Origin of the sequence: Methylobacterium sp. 174MFSha1.1 (assembly GCF_900116815.1) — a bacterium.
In the GTDB taxonomy this organism is placed as follows: Bacteria; Pseudomonadota; Alphaproteobacteria; order Rhizobiales; family Beijerinckiaceae; genus Methylobacterium.
This window is the reverse complement of the sequence record NZ_FPCB01000011.1, coordinates 77,917-92,899: the sequence shown is the minus strand read 5'-3', so window position 1 is coordinate 92,899 and position 14,983 is coordinate 77,917. Positions and strand designations below refer to the sequence as shown.

The window sequence follows — 14,983 nt, the reverse complement described above, 5'->3', positions numbered from 1 at the left end:
CCTCAGCGGGCCGGGCGCAAGCCGCCATAGGTCGTGAGGTGCGAGCCCGCGAGCCAGCCCGCATCGACCGGCAGGTTGATGCCGGTGATGGCCGCCGCGTCGTCCGAGAGCAGGAAGGCTACGCCGTGACCGATCTCGGCGGGCTCGACGAGGCGGCCGAGGGCCGCCGCCTCGGTGAGGAGGCGCGGGTCGCGCTGGCCGCGGTCGATCGCGGCCTGGAGCGGCGGCGTCGCGACGTAGCCCGGCGAGACGGCGTTCACCCGCACGCCCGAGCGGCCCCATTCGGCGGCGAGGCAGGCTGCCATGTGCACCACCGCCGCCTTCGAGGACGCGTAGGCGTGGAGCGGCGCCGTGCGCCAGGCGGTGACCGAGCCGGTGATCACGATGCCGCCGCGGCCGCGCTGCGCCATCCGGGTCCCGGCGGTGAGGCACGAGACGTAGACCCCGCGCAGGTTGACCGCGATGATGCGGTCGAACTCGGCCATCGGCAGGTCCTCCGGCCGGCCCCCGGGCTGGATCAGCCCGGCATTGGCGACGAGGGCCTCGACGGGGCCGATCCGTCCCTCGATCTCCGCGAAGGCCGCCTCGGTCGCCGCCTCATCCACCACGTCGAAGGGCACCGCCTCGGCGCCGATCGGTCCGGCCGCCTCGCGGGCGCGGTCGGCGTCGATGTCGGAGATGACCGTCCGCCAGCCGCGCCCGGCCAGCACGCCCGCGACGGCCAGCCCGATCCCGCTCGCGCCGCCGGTCACCAGGGCGACCCGGCCGCGTCCCTCGTTGCGTTCCATGTCGGTCTCCCGTTCGATCGAACTCGCGCGGCTCACACCGCGAGGTAGCGCTGCGTGATCGCCGTGTTGCCGCGAAGCTCCGCGATCGGCGCGCGGTAGACGACCTGCCCCTTGTCGACGACCGTCGCGTGGGTGGCGATGTCGAGGCAGAAATGCATGTTCTGCTCGGCGAGCAGGATCGTGACGCCCATCCCGCGCAGGGTGCGGATCAGCCCGCCGATCGCCTGGACGATGATCGGCGCCAGGCCCTCGCTCGGCTCATCGAGGAGCAGCACGTCGGGATTGCCCATCAGGGCGCGGGCGATGGTGAGCATCTGTTGCTCGCCGCCCGAGAGGCGCCCGGCCTGGCGGGTGCGCATCCCGGCGAGGATCGGGAAGACCTCGTAGATGCGCGTCAGGGTCCAGTACGCCTCGCCCTGCCGTCCGCGCTTCGCCGCGACGATCAGGTTGTCCTCGACGCTGTGCTCGGGAAAGACCTGCCGGTCCTCCGGTACGTAGCCGATGCCGGCCCGGGCGATGCGGTAGGGCGCCCTGCCCGAGACCGTCTCGCCGGAAAGCCGAACCTCGCCGCGCCGCGGCGGGACGAGGCCGGCGATCGCCTTGAAGGTGGTGCTCTTGCCCGCACCGTTGCGTCCGAGGAGAGCCATCGTCTGGCCCTTCTCGACGGTGAGGTCGAGGTTGAACAGGATCTGGCTGGCGCCGTAATAGACGTCGGCGCCGCGGATCTCGAGCATCGGGGTCGTCATGCTCACGCCTCCCCAACCGTCTCGGACAGGCGGTGATCGGTGCCGAGATAGGCGTCGATCACGTCCTTGTTGCGCCGGATCTCGTCCGGGGTGCCCTGCGCCAGGACCGCGCCGTATTTGAGGACGTGGATCGTCTGGGCGATCTTGAAGACGATGTCCATGTCGTGCTCGATGAACAGCATGGTCATGCCGGTGACCTGCCACAGGCTGTGGACCTTGCCGATCATGCGCCAGCGCTCCTCCGGGCCCATGCCGGCGGTGGGCTCGTCGAGGAGCAGCATCTTCGGGTCCATCGCCAGGGCGAGACCGATGTCGAGGAGCTTCTGGTCGCCGTGCGAGAGGTTGGCCGAGACGACCTCCGCCTTCGGGGAGAGGCCCATGAGGTCCATGATCTCGTCCGCCCTTCGGCCGGCCGCCGCGACGGGAAAGCGGGCGAACACTCTGGCCGAGCCGCGCCGGTGAGAGACCACCGCGGCGGTCAGCGCCTCGCGCACCGTCAGGCTCGGGAACAGGGAGGCGACCTGGAAGGCCCGCGCCATGCCGCGACGCACCACCTGAAGGCTCGACAATCCGACGATGTCGGCGCCGTCGAACAGCACCTTCCCCTCGTCCGGCCGGACATGGCCGGAGATCAGGTTGAAGAAGGTGGTCTTACCGGCCCCGTTCGGCCCGATGATCGCCGTCAGCGAGCCGGAGGGGAAATCGATCGAGACGTCGCGGGTGGCGCGCACGCCGCCGAACGACTTCGAGAGGTGCTCGACGCGCAGCATCACACCCCCCTGCTCTCGAGGGCGCCGTTCGGGACGGGCGCGGAGCCATCGGGCGCGGGCGCGGGCGCCGCGGCCCGGCGGGCGCGGCGGTCCCGCAGCCCGTCGTAGACGACGTCGGCGAGGCCACGGCGCAGGCCGAGCACGATGACGAGGATGACGGTGCCGAGCACAAGGCCGTGATGCTCGGTGTAGATCGTCACGAAGTGGTTGAGGGTCTGGAGCAGCAGCGTGCCGACGAGGGGACCGAGGAAGATCGTCGTGCCGCCGAGCATGATCATGAAGATCGCCTCGCCCGAGGTCGTCCAGAACGCGAATTCCGGGTAGGCGCCGGAGACGAACAGGGCGAGGATCAGCCCGCCGACGCTCGCCATCGCCGCCGCGAAGACGAAGATGCCGAGCTTTATCGCGGTGACGTCGACGCCGAGGAAGTTCGCCCGGGCCGGGTTGTCGCGGATCATCCGCAGCGTGTAGCCGAAGGGCGATTGCGACACCTGCCGCATCGCCAGGATGCAGAGCACGAACACCACCGCGCAGGCGCCGTAGAGCACGCGGGCGTCGTTGAGGTCGAGACCGAGGACCGGTGGGCGCGGGATGCCGCCGCGCAGGCCCTGGTCGCCGCCGGTCAGGCTCACCCAGGTCACGATCACGCTGTGGATGAACATCTGGAAGGCGAGGGTGATGAAGGAGAAGTAGATCTCCTTCAGCCGTACGCAGATCGCCCCGATGACGAGGGCGACGAGGGCGGTGCCGCCGATGGCCGCCAGCATGGCGAGCGGGATCGAGACCCGGCCGGTCTGCATCAGGATCCCGAACGCGTAGGCGCCGGTGGCGAAATAGGCGGCGTGCCCGAACGACACCAGGCCGGTGAGCCCGACGAGCAGGTTCAGCGACATCGCCAGGAGCCCGTAGGCGAAGAAGTAGATCAGGAAGTCGCGCAAAGCCGGGGCCGGGAAGACCGTCGGCAGGACGAGAAACAGGGCGAGGGCCGCGGCGGCGACCAGGAGGTCGCGCAGGAGACCGGAGCGCAGGAGGCTGGGTCGCGAGAGACCGGTGGGCATGTCAGGCGGCCTCCCGGCCGAGCAGGCCGCTCGGCTTGACGACGAGGACCAGGGCCATCAGGGCGAACATCAGCCCGTCGACGAAGAGCGGAAAGCCGATCGCCCCGAAGGCGCGGGTGAAGCCGATGAGCAGGGCAGCGAGGAAGGCGCCGGCGATCGATCCCATGCCGCCGATCACCGTGACGATGAAGCTCTCGATCAGGATCGAGACGCCCATGCCGGGGGTGAGCGTCCGGATCGGCGCCGCGAGCGCGCCCGCGAGCCCGGCGAGCAGGCTGCCGAGGCCGAACACCCCGGCATAGAGCAGCGTGGTGTTGATGCCGAGGGCGCCGACCATCTGCGGGTTGATGGCAAGAGCGCGCACGATCTTGCCGAGCCGCGTCCGGTTGATGCCGAGCCAGAGGACGAGGCCCGCCGCGAGGGCGACGCCGACCATGAACAGGTAGTAGCCCGGCACGAAGCCGCCGGCGATCTCCACCGGCGGCAGCGCGAACACGTCGGGCATGCCCATCATGCGGTACTCGCCGCCGTAGAGGATTTTTACGCCGTCATCGAGGATCAGGATCATCGCGTAGCAGACGAGGAGCTGCATCAGGATGTCCCGGCCGTAGACCCGGCTCATCACCAGCCGCTCGAACGCCATCCCGAACACCCCGATCCCGATCGCCCCGGCCGCCATCGCGGCGAGGAAGCTCCCGGTCAGCGCGTAGGCGGTGAAGGCGAAGTAGGCGCCCATCATGTAGAAGGCGCCGTGGGTGAAGTTGATGATGCCGAGCACCCCGAAGATCAGGGACAAACCCGAGGTCACGAGGAACAGGAGCATCCCGACGATCAACCCAGTCGAGACCTGGGTGACCGCACAGGATGCCGAGGACAGGCAGTCGACGAGGGCCTCGAGGTTCAAGGCGTGTCTCCCCGGGTGCGGAGGGGTTGGGGGCACATCTCCCACCGGTCATCCCGGGGCTCGCCTGAAAGGCGAGAACCCGGGATCCATAACCGCCGAGGATGCAAGCTCAGTCCGAACGGGTCCGCTTCATCCCGAAGCGTCGGCGGTTATGGATCCCGGGTTCCGCTTTCGCGGCCCCGGGATGACGGAGAGGGTTTCAGTTCGGCAGCCCAATTCAAGCCCAGCTCAGGCGTAGCCCTTGCTCTTCTTCCACTGCGTCTCGAGTTCGACGATCTTGCCCCAGTCGACGTCCGAAAAGTCCTCGACGAAGGGAGCCTTCGGCACGGTGCGGCCCCAGGCGACGGGATAGCCGATGATGGTGTGGTCGCTGTCGCGCATGGTGATCGTGTCGCCGACCGCGAAAGGGGCGGGTATTGCCATGCCCTTCAGCGCGGAGGCCAGCGCCGTGCCCTCGGTGCGGCCGTTGGTGCGTTTGAGCGCCTCGGCGATGAACAGGCAGCCGAGATAGACCTGCCAGGCCCAGTTGGTCGGCTCGTGGCCGGCGATCTTGGCGAAGGCGTCGGCGAAGGCGGCGTTGGCGGGCTTGTCCGGGTAGTTGCGGTTGTAGCGGTAGGCGGTGTTGAGCCCTGGCGGCAGCTGCTTGATCGCGGTCAGCACCGGCGGGTCGCCGAGGCCGCCGGAGAACATCGCGACATTGTTGAACAGGCGGTAGAGGTTGCTCTGCTCGATGAAGGCCACGAGGTCGCCGCCCCACAACGCCGAGTACACGGCCTGCGGCTTCGTCTGCAGGATCTTGGTGATGCTCTCGGTGTAGTCCGGGGCGAACAGCTTCGGCCAGACCTGGTCCACAATCTCGATCGAGGGCTCGAACATCTTGGCGAATTCGAGGAACTCGGCGGTGTTGTCGCGGCCATAGGCGTAGTCGGGCGAGCACGTCATCCAGCGCTTGAGCCCCTTCGCCTTCGCGATCCGCGCCGCGTAGGTGCCGCCCGCGACCGCGTCGTGGATGCCCTGGCGGGCGCAGCGGAAGGCGGTCTTGACGTGCAGCTTCGGGTCGGCGGAGAGCGAGGAGGTCTCCGAGCAGGTGTGCAGGCACAGGACCGGCAGGTCGCGGATCACTTCATGCACCGCGAAGGCCCCGGACGAGGCCTCGCCGTCGATGATGATCTCGCAGCCGTCGTTGTTGATGAGGTCGCGGGTCACCTTGGCGGCCTCGTCGGGCCGGCCCTTGGAATCGCGGTCGATCAGCTCGAGGGTGCGGCCGTTGATGCCGCCGGCCTCGTTGATCTGCCGGAAGGCGAGCTGCGCCGCGGCCCGGCTCGACGTGCCCAGGATCGCGACCCGTCCCGACAGGATCGTCGGCATCCCGACCCGGATCGCCTTGGCCTGGGCGCCCGCGATATGCGGGAACCCCGTGATCGCGGCGCCCGCCGCCAGCCCGCCCAACACCTGCCGGCGCGATGGCGCGCGGCCGCTGACCGTGTTCCTGCCCATCCGGTTCCCGTCCCTGATCTAGCAACCCGGGCGTTTTCGCCCTGGGCCTGTGCCGGCGTCTTTTATTGTTTACTTGATGTGTGGTGCGTCGATCCTCCGGCATGGCCGGAGGCGAGTCAATCGAGGCTCAGCTGAAACCTTCGGCTGAGACCGTCACCCGGCGGACCGTCGTCAGCGCAAGGCGAAGCCCTGGTAGCCCTCGGCGGCGACGCGCTCGCAGATGCCGCGATAATGCGCCATGCCGCCGGCATAGGGCATGAACACCCGCGGCTTGCCCGGCACGTTGGCGCCCAGGTACCAGGAGCTGCTCGCCATCGGCAGCAGCGTCGCGGAGGCCGCCCGGTTGACCTCCTCGCCCCAGGATTCCGCCGCGTCCGCCTTGGCCTCGATCCGGTCGAGGCCGCGCTCGCGCAGATGCGCGATGCAGTCGGCGATCCACTCGGCGTGCTGCTCGATTGCCACCGGCATGTTGGTCAGCACCGAGGGGCTGCCCGGCCCGGTCATGGTGAAGAGGTTGGGGAAGCCCGGCACCTGCAGCCCGAGATAGCTCTTCGGCCCCGCGGCCCACACGTCCTTGAGCCGGATGTCGTCGCGGCCGCGGATGTCCAGGTTCAGCAAGGGGCCGGTCAGGGCGTCGAAGCCGGTGGCGAACACGATGACGTCGAGCGGATAGGTCGCATCCGCCGTGCGCACGCCCTCCGGCACGATCGCCTCGATCGGCGCCTTCTTCAGGTCGACCAGGGTGACGTTCTCGCGGTTGAAGGTCTCGAAGTAGTTGGTGTCGATCGGCGGGCGCTTGGTCGCGAACAGGTGATCGCGCGGCGTCAGCGCTTCCGCCGTCTCCGGGTCCTCGACGATGCTGTGGATCTTCGACCGGATGAACTCCGAGGCGGTCTCGTTGGCCTTCGTGTCGAGCATGATGTCGCGGAACACGGCGCGGAAGCGCAAGCCCCCCCGCTCCCAGGCCGTCTCGTAGATCGCCTGCCGCTCCTGGGGCGACACGTCGAAGGCGGAGCGGTCGTGGAAGTCGAACGGGTGGCCGTTCGGCGTCGCGCGGGCCTTCTCGCGCAGCTCCGGCGCGTTCGCGCGCACCCAGGCCTTGAATTCGTCGTCCATCGGGCCGTTGCGGGCCGGCACGCTGTAATTGGCGGTGCGCTGGAACACCGTGAGGTGGGCCGCCTCGGCGGCGATGACCGGCGTCGCCTGGATGCCGGTCGAGCCGGTGCCGATCAGGCCGACGCGCTGACCCGAGAAGTCGACGCCCTCGTGCGGCCAGCGGCCGGTATGGTACCAGGCCCCCGAGAACGTCTCGAGGCCGGGGATGGCCGGCACGTTGGCGCTCGACAGGCAGCCGACGGCGGTGATCAGGTACTGCGCCTCGAAACGCTCGCCGGATTCGGTCGTCACCGTCCAGCGGTTCCCGGCCTCGTCGTAGGTCGCACCGGCGACGCGGGTGTCGAGCTGGATGTCGCGCCGCAGGGAGAAGCGCTCGGCGACGTGGTGGAGGTAGCGGCGGATCTCGCCGTGCTCGGGGTAGCGCTCGGTCCATTCCCACTCGTCCTCGAGCTCGCGCGAGAACGAGTAGGAGTAATAATAGCTCTCGGAATCGCAGCGCGCGCCCGGATAGCGGTTCCAGTACCAGGTGCCGCCGATGTCGGCGGCGGCCTCCAGCACCCGCACCGACAGGCCGAGCCGGTCGCGCAGCAGGTGCAGCTGGTACAGGCCGGAGAAACCGGCCCCGACGATGATCGCGTCGTAACGGTGCGGCTCGGCCTCGATGGTCTCCGCGCGCGGATTCCCCATGGCGTCCTCCCTGGTCGGACACGTCGCCCGGACATCCGGGTGCGCTCCGTCTCGTTCCCGTGGCGAGGCCGATCCGCCGGCGTGGCGTGATCGCGGTCTCGAACATACAGCCATCGGCCATGGCGTGGCCGCTTCATTCCGGCATCGGGGCATCGATCGCCCGGTGCCGACGACGCCCGAGGCTAACGCGTTGCCGGAAGAGCATCCATTTCCCATACTGCGAACCACATGTGAAATCTCTTCACAGGCGGATCCGGGAGGCGAACCGTCATGAACCGCTTCGGCGAGATGCTGGTCTTCGTGCGGGCGGTGGAGGATGGCGGCTTCTCGGCCGCGGCGCGCAGCCTGACGATGACGCCCTCGGCGGTGAGCAAGCTGATCGGCCGCGTGGAGAGCCGGCTCGGCGTGACGCTGTTCAACCGGGCCGCCCGCACCGTCACGCTGACGGCGGAGGGCGAGGCGTTCTACACCGCGGCCCTGCGGGCGATCGAGGCGGTGGAGGATGCGGAGGCCTCGGTGCTCGGCGGCCGGGCGGCGCAGGGCACGCTGCGCGTCCGCTCGATGCCGACCTTCGCGACCCATCAGCTCGCGCCGCTGATCCCGGCCTTCCGCCGCCTGCATCCGGGCTTGCGGCTCGACTTCGTCCTCAGCATGGAGCCGGGCAACCTGCTCGACGGCGGCATCGACGTGGCGATCCATGTCGGCGAACTCGCCGATTCCTCCCTCGTGGCCCGGCGGTTCGCGAGCACGCGCTGGATCGTCTGCGCCTCGCCGGCCTACCTCGCGGCGAGGGGAACGCCGCGGCGCCCGGAGGATCTGGCGGGCCACGAATGCCTCAACTTTCCCTCGACCGCCCCCTGGAGCATCTGGAGCCTGCGCGACGCGGCCGGCGCGACCCGGCGGCTCAAGCCGGCCGGGAGCGTGGCGGCGAATACCGGGCAGATGCTGCTGGCCATGGCCCGCTCCGGGGCCGGGATCGTGCGGCTGGCGGAATTCCACATCATCCACGACCTGCGCGCCGGCCGGCTGATCGAACTCTTCCCTGAGCGCCACAGCGGCGCCGCGGACCCGATCTACGCCCTTTATAATGGCAGACGGCACCTCAGTCCGCGGATCCGCGTCTTCCTGGATTTTCTGGAGATGTCCTTCTCCCAACAGCCGCCAGCGTGGGAGAGAGCCCTGGACGAGAGAGTGCGGGGGACGCCTCACGACGGGCACCCGATGCGTGACGGGACCTGATCCTCACGGAGCAACGGCCGTCTCGAAGGCGCGCCGCGACCGGGCCGGGCTCGGGCGTCGGTCTCCGGCAAGGTCTGCGGTCACCGCGGGTGCACCGGACGGAGAACCAATTGCAGTCACGAACCTCGACCGGTCGCGCTCCGCCGGGAAACGTCGAGCCCTGATCTTGCTCGACATACCAGCCTGAAGGACGGACCGGCCAGGCCGCGCGACAAGGCACCGGCGGCAAGATTCCCGATGACTTGCATCGATGATGTCCTCCGGCGTTCCTATCCTTGAACGGCGATCGGCACGGCTGAAGGCACCGAAGGCGCGGCTCGTCAATGACATCCGGCCCGAATGGCCGGACGTGATGGACGATAATCTTTTGTCGGCCAATGGAAGGATCATTTTACTTTGATTCCGTCGTTTTTGCGAGCAATTCCGTCACAATTTGTCACATTTTTGCAATATTCCAGAAATGCAAGGTCGTGGCATCGTTCGAGTTATCACGTGTGATATGTTTTATACATTCGTGTATTTACTTGAATGCTAGACTGAAACTCAGCACGCATTCCCTAGTGAAAACCAAATATAAGATAAAAATCCTACGTAGAAATACGAATTTTTTACCAGGAAATCCTAGCTTCCCCAGGGTCCGCTCCGCAGGACGCCGCTACGGAAACACGATCGGCGCCGGGGCGTCCACGCTCGGCCATGCGCTTCGGGGACAGTTTTATGCCACTCGTCAAAAAAGCCGCCCCCGCCGGGCAGCGTTCGCTCGCGCGCAGCACCGAGCAGGGCAGCCTCGGCCAGCTCGGCCGCCTCAACGAGGAGCACCGTCGCAAGGCCCGCACCTACGCCAAGCAGCAGAAGGCGGCCGAGCGCATCGCGGCGGCCACCACCGAGCTCGCCAGCTGCGTCACCGAGGCCTCCTCGGCCGCCGAGGAGCTGCGCAAGGCGATGGAGCAGATCGCCGCCGGCGCGCAGCAGGCGGCGAGCGCCGCCGAGCAGTCGCAGCGCGCGGTGACGGGCATCTCGGACGCGATCACGTCGTCGCGCAGCGAGGCCGAGACCTCGAGCCGGAAGACCGCAGGCTTGCAGACGCTGATCGGCGGGGTCTCGCAGCAGATCGCCGCGAGCATCGTGTCGATCGGCACCTCGGCCGAGCGCCAGGCGTCGTCGGTCAAGCTCATCGTGGAACTCGAGCGGCAGGCCGCCAATATCGGCGACATCGTCCGCGCCGTCGCCCGCATCGCCGACCAGACCAACCTGCTCGCCCTCAACGCCGCCATCGAGGCGGCGCGGGCCGGCCAGCACGGCAAGGGCTTCGCGGTGGTCGCCGACGAGGTCCGCACCCTGGCCGAGACCTCCGAGAAGAGCGCGCGGGAGATCCAGGAGCTGATCGGCCAGATCCAGGGCGACGTGAAGGTGATCGCCGACGGCATCAACCGCGCCGCGGAGGCCACCCGCCAGGAGGTGGTGAAGGGCCGGACGGTCACGGCGCAGCTCGAGAGCGTGCGCGCCGCCATGGTCGAGATCATGGAGGCCGGCGAGGCGATCCGGCGCGCGGCCCTCGAATCGGAGAAGGCGACGCTCGAGGCGCAGAAGGGCTCCGAGGCGATCGCCGCCGCGGCCGAGGAGCAATCCTCCGCCTGCCAGGAATCGCTCAAGACCGTCGACCAGCAGACCACCGCCCTCGAGCAGAGCGAGCAGGCCGCCAACGAGCTCTCGACGCTCGCCGACGAGCTGAAGAACGCGACCGACATCGGCAAGAGCGCCGAGGAAGTCGCCTCCGCGGCCGAGGAGCTGTCCTCGGCGGTGGAGGAGATCAACCGGGCGGCCGCCCAGATCATGACCGCGCTCGACCAGATCAACCGCGGCGCGCAACAGCAATCCGCGGCCTCCCAGCAATCCGCCGCCGCGATCGTGCAGATCGAGAAGGGGGCCACCCTGGCGCAGGAGCGCGCCCGCACGTCGCTGGAGCGCGGCAGCGCGATCACCGCGCAGCTCCAGGAGAACCGCGCGGCGGTGGACGGCCTCGTCGAGGGGGTCACCCGCTCGCTCGAGGAGACCAACCGCAGCCGCGAGCAGATCAACGGCCTCGAGCAGGTGAGCCGGAAGATCGACAAGATCGTCGACGCGATCACCACCGTGGCGATCCAGACCAACATGCTGGCGGTGAACGGGTCGATCGAGGCGGCCCGGGCCGGCGAGTTCGGCAAGGGCTTCATGGTGGTGTCGACCGACATCCGCAACCTCGCCCGGGATTCCTCCGAGAACGCCGAGCGGATCAAGGATCTCGTCAAGTCGATCCAGGACCAGATCGTCTTCGTCCGCCGCGACCTGGAGGAGATCTCCACCGCCGCCGCGGCGGAAGTCGAGAAGAACAAGGCGATCACCAAGGATCTCGAGACCAGTGCCGCCGACATGGCGGTTGTGCTCGACGGCAACCGGCAGATCCTCCAGGGCTCCGACATGATCATGCGGAACGTCGAGGAGGCCAAGCGCGGCGTCGAGCAGATCGCCGCCGCCGCCCGGCAGGCGGGCCAATCGGCGGTCGAGGCCCAGCAGGCTGGCCGCGAGCAGTCGAAGGGCGCCGAGGAACTCGCCGCCGCGATCGAGGAGATCGCCTCCCTCGCCGACGAGCTGCAGAACCAGGACTGACCGCTCCCGCGCCGCGGGACGGGTGCCAGGCGCCCGTCCCGCGGCTCCCCCGTCACAGCGACCACCGGCCGGTCCGCGCGGGACCGCCGGCGGGATCGAGGGAATCCGATGTCCAGCCCAGCCCAACCCGACGCGGCGGAGCCCGAGGCCGACACGGCCGGGGCCGGCCAGGCCGTCCGGCAATTCGTTACCTTCCACATCGAGCGCGAGACCTACGCGGTGCCGCTCGCCGAGGTGCAGGAGATCATCCGGCTGCCCGAGATGGTCGACGTGCCGCTCAGCCCCGCCTGCCTCGCCGGGCTCGCCAACCTGCGCGGCTCGGTCCTGCCGGTCGCCAGCCTGCGCCGCCTGTTCGCGCTCCCCGACCGCGCCTACGACGATGCCACCCGCGTCGTCGTCGTCAGCCAGGGCACGGCCTTCGGCTTCGTCGTCGACCGGATGGCGAGCGTCGTCACCGCCGAGCCGGCCGAGATCGACGGGACCGGGATCCTCGGCGGCACCGTCGATGCCGACATGCTGTCGGGGGTGATCCGGCGCGGCGGCGGCATGATCATGATCATCGACCCCGCCCGCCTGATGCAGCGCAGCGGCGCCGCCCGCGCCGCGACGGCCCGGCCGCGGGCGGAATTCCTGGCCGAGGGCGGCCTGCTCTCCAGCTCGCGCGGGGAGGCCGAGGCGCGCGGGACCTCCGACGAGATCCAGCTCGTGTCGTTCGGGCTCGCCGGCCAGGAATACGCGCTGCCGATCGAGCACGTCCAGGAGATCGTCCAGGTCCCCGAGATCGTGAGCACGATGCCCAACGCCGAGGCCCACCTCGTCGGGGTGATCACCCTGCGCGACCGGCTCCTGCCGCTCGTCAGCCTGCGGCGGCTGTTCGGCCTCGCCGAGACGGGCCTGAGCGAGCAGAGCCGCATCGTGGTGGTGTCCCGCGCCGGCGGCGCCGGGGCGGTGGGGATCGTGACCGACACAGTCAAGGAGGTCCTGCGCGTCGCCCGCAGCCTCGTCGATCCGCTGCCGGACCTGCTCTCGGGCTCGGGCGGCCTGCGCGAGATCGAGGCGATCTGCCGGATCGACCAGGGGCGGCGCCTCGTCTCGGTCCTGTCGGCCGAGCGGCTGTTCAACACGGCGTCCCTGGCGGTCCAGGGCGCGGCCGGGATGCCGGCGGGCGAGGAAGACACGATGCGGACCACGCGCGGCGAGAGCGGGACGGCCCCGGCCGACGAGGAGGAGCAGTTCGTGATCTTCCGGCTCGCCGACGAGGAATACGGCGTGCCGATCGACGCCGTGCACGAGATCGTGCGCGTGCCCGACCAGCTCACCCACGTGCCGCGGACGCCGCACTTCATCGAGGGCGTCGTCAACCTGCGCGGGGCCGTGCTCCCGGTGGTGGACCAGCGCCGCCGCTTCCAGCTGCCGGACACCGAGCGCAACGACCGCCAGCGGATCATGGTGTTCATGATCGATTCGGTGCGCACCGGCTTCATCGTCGATTCGGTCTCCGAGGTCCTGAAGATTCCGCGCTCGGCGATCGCCCCGGCGCCGGACCTCGCCCAGGACGAGGACAGCGCCGTCGAGCGCATCGCCAACCTCGCAGGCGCCAAGCGCATCATCCTGATGTTGAACGTCGACCGGCTGCTCAGCCGGCGCGAGGTCGCCGACCTGCGCGACGCGGCGTGACGCGAAGCCGGGCTTAAGGCGGAGCCTCCGCTCCGCCCGAGTCCGGAAGACGCCATGTCCGCATCGCCAGAGGGCCGCCGGCCCGACGCGATCGGCCGGACATCGCCTGTGACGCCCAGTCAAACGCCGCCGCGCTCTCAGGGCGCGGCGGCCGAGCCCGGACGCCAATGGATAGCCTTGCCCGATGACCAAGCTCCTGATCGTCGACGATTCCGCCCTGATGCGCAAACACCTGCGCCTGATCTTCGAGGAGAGCGGCTTTGCCGAGGTGCGCACGGCCCGCAACGGGCGCGATGCACTCGAGCAGGTCGCCGCGTTCAATCCCGACGTCGTCACCCTCGACGTCAACATGCCGGAGATGGACGGCCTGACCTGCCTCGCCGAGATCATGGCCGAAGCGCCCCGCCCCGTGGTGATGATCTCCTCCCTGACGAGCGAGAGCGCCGGTGTGACGCTGGAGGCGATGCAGCTCGGGGCGGTCGACTACGTCGAGAAGCCCGGCGGCACGGTCTCGCTCAACATCGGCACCATCCGGGACGAGATGGTGGAGAAGGTCCGCATCGCCGCCGGCGCCAGGCCGCGGCGTGCCCGCGGCCTGCTCGACCGCGTGCGCCGCACCCGCGAGGCCAAGCCCCCGCCGGCGCCGCGGCGCCGCGCGGGTCAGTCCGGGCGGCCGGACGGCTGCATCCTGATCGGGGTCTCGACGGGCGGGCCGCGCACCCTGGAGGACATCCTGCCCGAGCTGCCGGCCGACCTGCCCTGGCCGGTGGTCGTCGCCCAGCACATGCCGGGCTCCTTCACCGGCTCCTTCGCCCAGCGCCTCGACCGGATGTGCGCCCTGACGGTCCGCGAGGTCACCGACCCGGTCCCGCTCGCCCCGGGCCACGTCTATATCGGCCGCGGCGACGCCGACGTGGTGGTCGAGCGCCGGCTCGGCCGGCTCGTGATCACCTCCGTGCCGAGCGACCCGTCGCTGCGCTGGCACCCGAGCGTCGATCGCCTGGTCCGCTCCGCCCGGGCGGTGCTGCCGCCCGAGAGCCTCGTCGCGGTCGAGCTCACCGGCATGGGCGACGACGGCGCCGCCGCGATGGCCGAGCTGCGCGAAGCGGGCGGCCGCACCATCGCCGAGTCGGAATCGAGCGCCGTCGTCTTCGGCATGCCGGCCGAGCTCATCCGCCGCGGCGGCGCCACGCTCACCCTCGCGGCCCGCTCCATTCCGGCCCAGCTCGTCCGCTGGGTATCCTGAGGTTCCCATGGCTCTCGTTCGCCGCACCCCCCTCCCCGCACCGCAGGCACCGCCCGAGGATCCGCGCGACGCCCTCGATGCCGCCTCCGCGGCGGCGCGGCGCGAGGCCGCCCACCGCTTGAGTCTCGATCCGGAAGCCGTCGGGATCCTCGCCGCGCGGCTCGCGCACGAGCCCGAGAACAGCGTGCGTGAGGCGATCCTCGCCGCCCTCGGGCGACTCGGCACGGACGAGGCGGTCGGGACGCTGTTTTCCCTGCTCGGCAGCGAGGATGTCTGGCTGCGCAACGCCGCCATCGAGACGCTGCAGGCGATGGATGCCGCGGTGCTCGGCGCGCTGGAGAGCGGACTCGACCATCCCGACAGCGACCGGCGCATCTTCGCCGTCAACGTGCTGGTGTCCCTGCGTCATCCGGAGGCGGCGGCGCTCGCCCTGCGCACGCTCGCCCGCGATGCCCACGTGAACGTCTGCGCGGCCTGCCTCGACGTGCTGGCCGAGATCGGCACGCCGGAGATGATCCCGTCGATCGACGCCGCGGTCGCGCGGTTCCCGGACGAGCCCTTCCTGCGCTTCGCGGCCAAGGCCGCCAAGCGCCGCATCGCCTGACCGGC

General features: G+C 69.8%; 12 protein-coding genes. 5 read left to right on the top strand and 7 right to left on the bottom strand.

The window, feature by feature from the left end; translation table 11 throughout:
• Positions 1 to 2: 2 nt before the first annotated feature.
• From BM430_RS10445 to BM430_RS10415, 7 genes are all read right to left on the bottom strand, one after another.
• Entirely contained in the window at positions 3 to 788 is a 786-nt protein-coding gene (locus BM430_RS10445; protein WP_093567192.1) for an SDR family NAD(P)-dependent oxidoreductase, read from the bottom strand.
• A gap of 32 nt (positions 789 to 820) precedes the next feature.
• Entirely contained in the window at positions 821 to 1,534 is a 714-nt protein-coding gene (locus BM430_RS10440; RefSeq protein WP_093567191.1) for an ABC transporter ATP-binding protein, read from the bottom strand.
• Between the two features lie 2 nt (positions 1,535 to 1,536).
• A complete protein-coding gene (locus tag BM430_RS10435; RefSeq protein WP_093567190.1) occupies positions 1,537 to 2,304 on the bottom strand; it encodes an ABC transporter ATP-binding protein in 768 nt (255 codons plus the stop codon).
• Positions 2,304 to 3,362, bottom strand: a complete 1,059-nt coding sequence (locus BM430_RS10430) for a branched-chain amino acid ABC transporter permease (RefSeq protein WP_093567189.1) — start codon at positions 3,360 to 3,362, stop codon at positions 2,304 to 2,306. Before BM430_RS10430 ends, BM430_RS10435 begins: the two co-directional genes overlap by 1 nt.
• Before the next feature lies 1 nt (position 3,363).
• Positions 3,364 to 4,266, bottom strand: a complete 903-nt coding sequence (locus tag BM430_RS10425; RefSeq protein WP_093567188.1) for a branched-chain amino acid ABC transporter permease — start codon at positions 4,264 to 4,266, stop codon at positions 3,364 to 3,366.
• A 228-nt stretch (positions 4,267 to 4,494) separates the two neighbouring features.
• Positions 4,495 to 5,763 (bottom strand): ABC transporter substrate-binding protein, encoded by a 1,269-nt coding sequence (locus BM430_RS10420; protein ID WP_093567187.1) that lies wholly within the window; start codon positions 5,761 to 5,763, stop codon positions 4,495 to 4,497.
• A gap of 171 nt (positions 5,764 to 5,934) precedes the next feature.
• Complete coding sequence (locus BM430_RS10415) at positions 5,935 to 7,566, bottom strand: flavin-containing monooxygenase (RefSeq protein WP_093567186.1); 1,632 nt, start codon at positions 7,564 to 7,566, stop codon at positions 5,935 to 5,937.
• A gap of 270 nt (positions 7,567 to 7,836) precedes the next feature.
• Between BM430_RS10415 and BM430_RS10410 the strand changes: the two genes are divergently transcribed.
• The 5 genes from BM430_RS10410 to BM430_RS10390 all read left to right on the top strand — a co-directional run bounded on the left by BM430_RS10410 (position 7,837) and on the right by BM430_RS10390 (position 14,978).
• Complete coding sequence (locus tag BM430_RS10410; RefSeq protein WP_093567185.1) at positions 7,837 to 8,805, top strand: LysR family transcriptional regulator; 969 nt, start codon at positions 7,837 to 7,839, stop codon at positions 8,803 to 8,805.
• Positions 8,806 to 9,522: 717 nt separating this feature from the next.
• A complete protein-coding gene (locus tag BM430_RS10405) occupies positions 9,523 to 11,451 on the top strand; it encodes a methyl-accepting chemotaxis protein (RefSeq protein WP_093567184.1) in 1,929 nt (642 codons plus the stop codon).
• Positions 11,452 to 11,559: 108 nt separating this feature from the next.
• Positions 11,560 to 13,128, top strand: a complete 1,569-nt coding sequence (locus tag BM430_RS10400; protein WP_093567183.1) for a chemotaxis protein CheW — start codon at positions 11,560 to 11,562, stop codon at positions 13,126 to 13,128.
• Between the two features lie 184 nt (positions 13,129 to 13,312).
• Positions 13,313 to 14,374, top strand: coding sequence for a chemotaxis-specific protein-glutamate methyltransferase CheB (cheB, locus tag BM430_RS10395; protein ID WP_093567182.1), 1,062 nt, complete (start codon positions 13,313 to 13,315; stop codon positions 14,372 to 14,374).
• A 7-nt stretch (positions 14,375 to 14,381) separates the two neighbouring features.
• Entirely contained in the window at positions 14,382 to 14,978 is a 597-nt protein-coding gene (locus tag BM430_RS10390; protein WP_093567181.1) for a HEAT repeat domain-containing protein, read from the top strand.
• Positions 14,979 to 14,983: the final 5 nt, after the last annotated feature.

Coding starts and splice junctions, on each gene's coding strand:
- BM430_RS10445 (WP_093567192.1), bottom strand. CDS start 788: ATGGAACGCAACGAGGGACGCGGCCGGGTCGCCCTGGTGACCGGCGGC.
- BM430_RS10440 (WP_093567191.1), bottom strand. CDS start 1,534: ATGACGACCCCGATGCTCGAGATCCGCGGCGCCGACGTCTATTACGGC.
- BM430_RS10435 (WP_093567190.1), bottom strand. CDS start 2,304: ATGCTGCGCGTCGAGCACCTCTCGAAGTCGTTCGGCGGCGTGCGCGCC.
- BM430_RS10430 (WP_093567189.1), bottom strand. CDS start 3,362: ATGCCCACCGGTCTCTCGCGACCCAGCCTCCTGCGCTCCGGTCTCCTG.
- BM430_RS10420 (WP_093567187.1), bottom strand. CDS start 5,763: ATGGGCAGGAACACGGTCAGCGGCCGCGCGCCATCGCGCCGGCAGGTG.
- BM430_RS10415 (WP_093567186.1), bottom strand. CDS start 7,566: ATGGGGAATCCGCGCGCGGAGACCATCGAGGCCGAGCCGCACCGTTAC.
- BM430_RS10410 (WP_093567185.1), top strand. CDS start 7,837: ATGAACCGCTTCGGCGAGATGCTGGTCTTCGTGCGGGCGGTGGAGGAT.
- BM430_RS10405 (WP_093567184.1), top strand. CDS start 9,523: ATGCCACTCGTCAAAAAAGCCGCCCCCGCCGGGCAGCGTTCGCTCGCG.
- BM430_RS10400 (WP_093567183.1), top strand. CDS start 11,560: ATGTCCAGCCCAGCCCAACCCGACGCGGCGGAGCCCGAGGCCGACACG.
- cheB (WP_093567182.1), top strand. CDS start 13,313: ATGACCAAGCTCCTGATCGTCGACGATTCCGCCCTGATGCGCAAACAC.
- BM430_RS10390 (WP_093567181.1), top strand. CDS start 14,382: ATGGCTCTCGTTCGCCGCACCCCCCTCCCCGCACCGCAGGCACCGCCC.